We start from the raw sequence: 7,364 nt of genomic DNA on the forward strand, positions 1-7,364 counted from the left end.
AATCGCCTTACTGACCAGCGCAATACACGAGCAGCGGCATGCTCTCGGCCTACGGCTCCGAGAGCTTCGTCGTGATGCCGGTTTGACCGGCCGGGCGCTAGCCAAGCTGGCGAACTGGCCCGAATCGAAGATCAGCAAGCTGGAGTACGGCAGGCAGACACCCACGGAGGAGGATCTCCGGTCCTGGTGCGAACTGACGAAGGCCGGTGATCAAATACCGGATCTGGTTGCGACACTGAGAAATATCGAGTCCGCCTACATGGAGTGGCGCAGGGCACTCGGCCTCGGCACCCGCCGCACACAGAAGGCGGTCAGTCGGACCGAACAGGCTGCTTCCCAACTGCGTTCGTATCAACCCGCCGTAATCCCCGGCCTATTGCAAACACCCGCGTACATCGAGGAAGTGCTGGGGCGAATGATCCGGTTCTACGGAATCCCCAACGACTTGGACGAAGGCGTAGCGGCCAGGTTGGAGCGCCAGAAGATCCTCCACCAAGGCAACCGCAGGTTCTCGTTCGTGATCGCTCAACAAACCTTGCAGACCACGGTCGGCGACGATTCGATCATGGCAGCGCAGCTGGAACACCTACTCGCCGCGATGTCCTTGCCACGTCTTGTGCTCGGGATCGTGCCCGAGCGGTTCGTCCTCGACGGCCCGGTGAACAACGGATTCGTGATGTACGACAACAGGCTGGTGCGCGTCGAAACCGTAAGCGCTGAACTGACGATCAACCAACCGCGCGAAATCGCGCTGTACGGCAGACTGTTCGCTCAACTGTCCAGCCAAGCCGCCTACGGAGATAAGGCACGAGCGTTGATCCGAGCCGAGTTGGGTACTCGGCTCTACGCGTCAGAGTAGTGCGTACGCCGAAATACCTTGCGGGGTGCGGTGTTACACGTCCGGTACGAAGGTGCTCGCGCGGCCATTTTCTACGATGTAGACGCCACTCGTGATGGGGGCGTGGCCGTAGGAATCGTCGTTGTAGGTGGTGCGGACGAGGTGTTGGAAGAGCATGAGTTGTTGGGGCTCGAGGTTGTATGGGACTGCCATCAGGCAGGTTCGGCGGGGGACGGCGACGAGGAGTTTGTCGGTGCGCAAAGCGTGGTGGGCGCGGAGCATGTGTTGGGGGTCGAGGACCTTTTCGGCTGAGAAGTCCTCGCCGGAGGAGGTGGCGATCGGGAGGCTGTGGAGTTCCGAGAATTCCCAGTCGTATTCCAGGGCAGCGAGATTCGACATTGCTTCCGATAGCAGCGCGCTGCTGTCGACGTCGTCGCCGAAACCCTCTACTTGGTAGCCGGAGTCGGTGTCGACGGCGAGCACGATGATGGGGACGGTGCCGGAGGTGGTGGCCCAGTGGGTGATCCGGTGGCGGTGTTCCCAGTCGGCGGGCTTCAGGAGGGGGTACCAGGGTCCGTCCGGTGTCGCCGACTCTTCGGCGGCGGAGGCGGGCGGGTATGTGGCGACCTGGCAGTCCCAGTCCTCGTCGATGATCATGCGCACGTATTGGATCTGGATTCGGCCTGACGCCACGCCTTCCTGCACGTCGGGCCGTCGTGCGGCGAGCTCAGGGTCGGCCTCGACCAGACTCCACAGCCACACTCGGCCACATCTCCGGCGCATTCTGCGCCGTGCCCCGCTGTCCCCGCCACCCGTCGGCGATCCCCATGCCACGCTCCAAACACCCAATGCGAACACCGAAATCTACATGATCACCAGCAGACAGTCGTGTCGGCGGCCGGGCGAGGACTGGTTGGGCATACTGCCGGGTGTGGCCTTGACCCAGCAGCTCGCCCGCATCCCCGCGGAATTGCTCGCCCGCTGTCGCGAATCGGTGGAAGCACTCGACTCGGTGTGTTCCTTCACCGCGGTCGCGCACACCGACTACCTCGACATGAATTGGTGGCCACTCCTTTTGGAGCGCGCATGGACGCTGATCGAAGCCGACCCGAGCGTCCTGGATACTTTGCGATATGTTTTCGACGGCGACGCGGAAGTCAACCCGTCGTATCAGGATCACGCGAACCTGATTTCCGGTGAGCCGGTGACCGCACTGGCCCCACACCGAGTCGCTCGGATCGCCGCGGCCTTGCGCACGATCACCCCGGCGGCCGTCGCCAATGCCGTACCCACGGATCCGGACCGGGTCGAGACACTGCTGGGCCCGCACGCGACGGGAGTCATCGGCGACCTGAAACCCATACTCGCCGAGCAACATTCCCTGCTGCAAACCTTCTATGAGGAGGCCGCCCACCGCGGTCTGGCCGTCGTGCTCTGGTGGGATTGAGCAGTGCGACACCGCTCTGGTGGAACGAGTCCGTGTCCACGGTGGTTTGCAGGCACGATAACCCGCGCTACCGATACGGACGAGGGAGTGCGGCTAAGGCTTTGTGCGGCTGGTGGTGTCGCGTTCCCAGTGGGAGGTGTTGTGGGTGGCTCGGCGTCTGGCTATGAGGGCGAGGGTGAGGTAGGTGGCGGCGTCGGCGGCTGAGCGGGGGCCGGTGATGGTGTGGAGGATTGCGCGGGCGGTGGTGGCGGTGGTGTTGGGGGTTTGGGTCGGGTTGTGGTGGAGGAGTTCGGTGTTGCCTCGGTGGTGGCGGGTTAGGACGGTGAGGAGGCCGGGGAGCGTGGTGGGGGTGGTCCAGATGGAGGGGGTGGTGTCGACGACTGTTTTTTCGGTGTTGGTGAATTGGGTGTCGACGAACATGTCGTCGCCGGTGACGTCGGGGAAGGTGCCGAAGCGTTTGTGGGCTTCCTCGGTGAGGCCGAAGACGCCTGCCCACCATAGGGCGTTCTGGTGGGCGGACATGGCGCGGCGGGCGCGGTAGTAGCTGCGGACGAGGGGGCTGGCGGTGGAGGAGTCGTAGCGGAAGGTGGGGCGGGCGGCGAGGATGTCGCCGGTCGCGAGGCGGTCGAGGACGGCCAGGACGGTGGTGGCGGTGATGCCGATGTCAGCGTCGAGGTAGAGGCGGGGCCACAGGGTCGCGGCAGCGTCACCGGTGTTGAGGGCCAAGGGTTTCGAGCCGGTGGGCAGTTCGATCACTTGGACGCCGGGGATGGTGCGGGCGCGGGCGGCGGTGTCGTCGGTGCAGCCGTTGGCGACGACGATCAGTTCGAAGTATCCGGCGACTGCGGCGGTGCTCAGGGGGCGCAGGGTGCGTTCGATGACGGCGGCCTCGTCGTAGGCGGGGACGATGACCGCGCCGCGAGCCAGCGGGCCGGAGAGTGGTTCCGGCACAGCAGGTTTTGTCGCCGTCGGCAGGTTCTGCCAGAGTTCGCGGTCCAGCACGATCGCCAGCGTGCGGCGGTGGTCGGCGTCGTAGGACCGCAGCAGCGCGGCCAGCGCGACCATCGCCCGGAACAGCGTTGCGTACCAACGGTTGTGGTGCATTTCGATGTACCGGATGCGATTGACCTCCAGCAGCGTCGCCAGCGCCGGAGACGTCCCCGAGCCACCGAGCCGGTGCTGCACCACGGCGGCCGGGTCGAAGCGCACCGCGTACCCACGAGACCGGATCCGGCGGAAGTACTCCGTCTCCTCGGAATAGAGGAAGAACTCCTCGTTCCACTCCCCAAACTCCGCGGCCAGCGACCCGCGCACCAGCAGGCACGCACCGGTCGCCCAGTCGACATCGTGCGCCCGTGCGTAACTGGCCGGGTCATAGTCGAACTCCGACAACCAGGCCGGTCGGTTCAACCAGGCGCGACTGCCCAGCAGCGCGTCGCCGAAGGCCCGCGTCACCGACGGCTCCCGGCTCAGCGAGGTGTGCGGATGCCCGGCGGTATCGAGGATCAACGGCACGACCGCCCCGATCCGCTCGTCGGCGTCGAGAGCGGCCACCATGCGCGCGATCGCGCCGGGCCGCACCCGCAGGTCCGGGTTCAGGATCAACACCGCGTCCGGGCTCCCGATATGCCCGAGCCCCACATTGATCCCGCCCGCGTACCCGAGATTCCCGCCCGAGGCCACGAATACAACCTCCGGATACCCGCGCACGACCTCGGCCGTACCGTCGGCCGAGTCATTGTCGACCACCACGACCCGCAGGTCGGTCTCCCGCGCCTCGGCCCGTAAATCCTCCAGCAGCAACGGAATATCCGCCGCGCTGTTGTACGTCACGATGATGATCGCGACCGTGGTGACATGCTCGTCGGAGCTCATCTTCCCCCCTACTGCTGTTGAAACACCCGCAGGTAGTCGACATCCAGTTCGGCCGTCTGACGTTGATTGGCCAGCACCGAGCCCTCGTTACGCTCCCAGTCGATGTCGACCATCAAATTGAGAATCAGCTGCATCGGCCCGTTCTCGATCGAGGCGGCGTCGGTGAACTCACCGCAGCGCACCCCGTTGATGTACCAGGCGATGTGGTCGGGTTCCCAGTCGAGGCCGAAACGCACCCAGTCCTGGGAATAGTCGCGCACCGGGCAGGCCCCGTTGTCGCTCGAGGTGGTGTTGACCCGATACGACTTCTGCCGGTCGGCGTAGGCGTAGGTCATGTGGATGTTCTGCGGGCTGCCGCCGAGCGCCTCGACGATGTCGATCTCGCTGCGATAGTCGTACTGCGGGTTGGTCGGCAGCATCCAGAACGCCGTGAAGAACCCCGGGCTCGCCGGGAACTTCACCCGCGCTTCGGTATAGCCGTAGGTGAAGGAGAACAGGTACTTGTCCTGGCGGGCGTCGGCCCGCGCGGTCGAGAGCAGCCCGCTCTTGTAGGTGCAGACGTTCTGGAAGCACGCCGGATCCGGCGACGGCGGATCCAGCGGCTCGGCAACGAGTTTCGCGTACCCGCCGCCGACCTTGACCTGTTCGGGCCGATAGGTCTCGCGGCCGCGGTTGAAGCTGCTGGTGCAGCCGCCGAAGTTCCAGTCGAAGCACGGCGTCAATCTCGTGTGGTCGTAGTCGGATCCGTCGAACCGCTCGTCGAAGATCAGCTTCCAGTTCTTGCCCGGCACCGCGGGAGCCGGTGGCGGCGCGCAAGTGGGTGCGGTGATATTGGTGGCCGAGCAGGAGCCGGGCGTAGGGTCGCCAGGCCCGGTACACCCGGCCAGCACCAGCGCCGCGCTCAGCGCGAGGCAGGCGATCGTCGCGAGTCGATTGATCCGCACTCAGCCACCCACCGCCCGCAGCACCGGGACACCGACGATGCCTGCCGTCGCGACCAGCTGGAACGCGGCGAGCGCGGCCAGCGGCCAGCTCCGCGGCAGTTCGCAGGTCCGAGCGACCTCGACGATCACCAGCATGGTGAGCATCGCGATCGGCAACTCGGCGTACTTCTGATACAGCTGCGAACCCGGTGCGGTGACCACCGCCAGCGCGATCAACGCGGCCGCCATGATCACCGCGGTGCGCCGTTCGAGCACGAAGAACAGTGCGGCACATGCGAATCCGCCGATGAAGGCGGCCACCGCGAGCACCGGGGACCGCCCCGCCACATCCGGCAGCTTCCCCACGACCGTCCACAGCACCCCGCCGCGGCGCGAGTCGTCGGGGAATTTCGTTGCGGCACTGCGGAAGACGAGCGCGGGCACGGCGACGATCAACCCCGTGACCGTCCCGGCAAACAGATGCTCCCGCACGACGGCGACCCGCGCCGTGGCCACCAGCACCGGCACCGCGAAGATCGCGGCGACCGCGAAGGTGAACGCGATGGCCGTCCAGCTCGGATTCGCCGCATTGAACTGACGCATGGCGGGCGGGGTCAGCCCACCCCACAGCGCGATCAACCCGGCGAGCACCACGACACCGGGCCCGGCGACCAGTACCACACCGCGCAGTGCCGCCGTGAGATCCTGGCGAGTCGGCGGCGAATCCTGTTGCGGCCGTGGCCGATCCCGCTGCGGCCGTGTCGGATCCTGCTGCGGTCGTGCTAGATCCTGACGCGGCCGCACTAGATCCTGCCGCGGTCGCGCCGGATCCTGCCGCAACTGCGCCTGATCCCGCCGCGGCTGTTCCTGATCCTGCCGCAGCAACATCCGATCCGCGCACGACAGCACCGCCGGGGCAAGCAGCCACACGAAGGTCTGCCGCGTCGCGATCGCCGCGGCCACGAGCACCCCGATCGCGACCTGCCGACGGGTCGTGGCGGGCGCGATCATCAATATCGTCGCCGCCAGCGCGAATAGCAGGGCCGCGTCGTCGGTGAGCATCCACAGCGCCGACTGCCAGAAATACGCCGACGCCAGCAACGGCGCGACCGCCAGCCCGCGCAGATACCAGGTCGGCAGCGTGCGCGCCTGCCAAACAGCCAGCGCCGCAAGGCATCCCGCGAACAGCGCGCCGACCACCTGGGTCCCGTGCTCGCCGAGCCCGAGCGGACCGGAGATCGCCGCGACTACGAGATGGTAGAGCGGCCCGGTCGCCGTGTTCAGCCCGACCAGATCCAGGTGCGGGAACGAGTGCCGCAGCTGCTCGACCGACGGCCAGTGGAAGGCCCGCTGATCATTACCCCCGGCGGTGACCACCACCCCGGTGGCGGCGACGATCGCCGCGAGCACCATGACGAGCCCGAACGCACCCGCCGCGGGCACGGACGACTGGCGGGGCGTGCGCACGGAAACCGTTGCCTCGTCTTCGATCATGCGCGGTCTTCGATCATGCGGACGCTGGCGCGGCCTCGAGCACCACGGCCGAACGCTTCAGCCGGAGCAGGGCGGGCGGTCCCTGCACGAGGTAGCGCCGGGCCAGCCGCCGCGGCTCCAGCATGAGCCGCCACGCCCATTCGCCGCCCGCATTGCTGACCCGTTCCGGCACCCGTGCGATCCGGTTGGCCAGGAAGTCGACGACCGCCCCGAACGCGAGCTGCACCGGCGCGCCCGTCAGCGTGCCGTACTCGGCGATCCACCGTTCCTGGCGGGGTTTGCCCAGCCCGACCACGAGAATGTCCGCGGCGGCGGCCTTGATCTGCGCGGCAATCGCTTCGGACGCACCGCGATCGGTCAGTTCGGCCCGCTCCGGGGCCCACGTCCCGGCGATGTCGAGCCGCGGGAACTGTTCGGCCAGCGCGGGCCGCAACAGTTCGTGGGTTTCGGTGCTGCCGCCGAGGAACGCCACCCGTGCCCGCGCGGTCGCCGCCCGCTCGAGGATGGGCGTAATGAGGTCGCTGCCCGACAGTTTCGGCCAGTCGCGGCCGCTGCGCGCATTGGCGGTGCGCACCAGCGGCATGCCGTCGAGCAGGGTGAGCCAGCGCAGTCCCCCGGCGGTGGCGGCCACGGGCGTGCGCTCGTCCCAGGCGGCATCGTCGGCGAAATGGTGGATGTGATCGAGATTGGCGGAGACCACCGCGATCGGATCGGAGTCCGCCAGCGCGGAGAAGATGAGCTCCAGCGCGGCCTCACGATCGAGGAGGTCTACGGTCACGTGTCCGAC

The 7,364-nt window shown here is 67.2% G+C and carries 7 protein-coding genes; 2 read left to right on the top strand and 5 right to left on the bottom strand.

Translation table 11 applies throughout. From position 1 onward, the window contains the following. The coding region (locus tag ACWELQ_RS32240) for a helix-turn-helix domain-containing protein (RefSeq protein WP_452400807.1) at positions 1-859 on the top strand (859 nt) is incomplete at its 5' end. A 33-nt stretch (positions 860-892) separates the two neighbouring features. Here the strand turns inward: ACWELQ_RS32240 and ACWELQ_RS32245 are convergent. Further along, positions 893-1,600: a hypothetical protein gene (locus ACWELQ_RS32245; protein ID WP_452400808.1), complete on the bottom strand. Its 708-nt coding sequence runs from the start codon at positions 1,598-1,600 to the stop codon at positions 893-895. 106 nt (positions 1,601-1,706) lie between these two features. Here ACWELQ_RS32245 and ACWELQ_RS32250 point away from each other — a divergent pair, with 106 nt between their 5' ends. Continuing rightward, positions 1,707-2,285, top strand: a complete 579-nt coding sequence (locus ACWELQ_RS32250; protein ID WP_452400809.1) for a hypothetical protein — start codon at positions 1,707-1,709, stop codon at positions 2,283-2,285. Between the two features lie 93 nt (positions 2,286-2,378). On the opposite strand, the gene ACWELQ_RS32255 is transcribed toward ACWELQ_RS32250, so the two are convergent. The 4 genes from ACWELQ_RS32255 to ACWELQ_RS32270 form a co-directional block, all read right to left on the bottom strand. Further along, positions 2,379-4,160, bottom strand: a complete 1,782-nt coding sequence (locus ACWELQ_RS32255) for a glycosyltransferase family 2 protein (RefSeq protein WP_452400810.1) — start codon at positions 4,158-4,160, stop codon at positions 2,379-2,381. 8 nt (positions 4,161-4,168) lie between these two features. Beyond that, on the bottom strand, positions 4,169-5,104 hold the full coding sequence (locus ACWELQ_RS32260) for a glycoside hydrolase family 16 protein (protein WP_452400811.1): 936 nt from the start codon (positions 5,102-5,104) through the stop codon (positions 4,169-4,171). Continuing rightward, positions 5,105-6,577 carry a hypothetical protein gene (locus ACWELQ_RS32265; RefSeq protein WP_452400812.1) on the bottom strand — a complete coding sequence of 491 codons (1,473 nt, stop codon included), beginning with the start codon at positions 6,575-6,577 and terminating at the stop codon, positions 5,105-5,107. Positions 6,578-6,590: 13 nt separating this feature from the next. Then, on the bottom strand, positions 6,591-7,364 hold a 774-nt coding region (locus ACWELQ_RS32270; protein ID WP_452400813.1), incomplete at its 5' end, for a WecB/TagA/CpsF family glycosyltransferase.

This window comes from Nocardia sp. NPDC004722, from assembly GCF_053601505.1.

What these genes read in the sequence shown, in the direction of transcription:
- ACWELQ_RS32250 (WP_452400809.1), top strand. Translation starts at nt 1,707, where the DNA reads ATGATCACCAGCAGACAGTCGTGTCGGCGGCCGGGCGAGGACTGGTTG.
- ACWELQ_RS32255 (WP_452400810.1), bottom strand. Translation starts at nt 4,160, where the DNA reads ATGAGCTCCGACGAGCATGTCACCACGGTCGCGATCATCATCGTGACG.
- ACWELQ_RS32265 (WP_452400812.1), bottom strand. Translation starts at nt 6,577, where the DNA reads ATGATCGAAGACGAGGCAACGGTTTCCGTGCGCACGCCCCGCCAGTCG.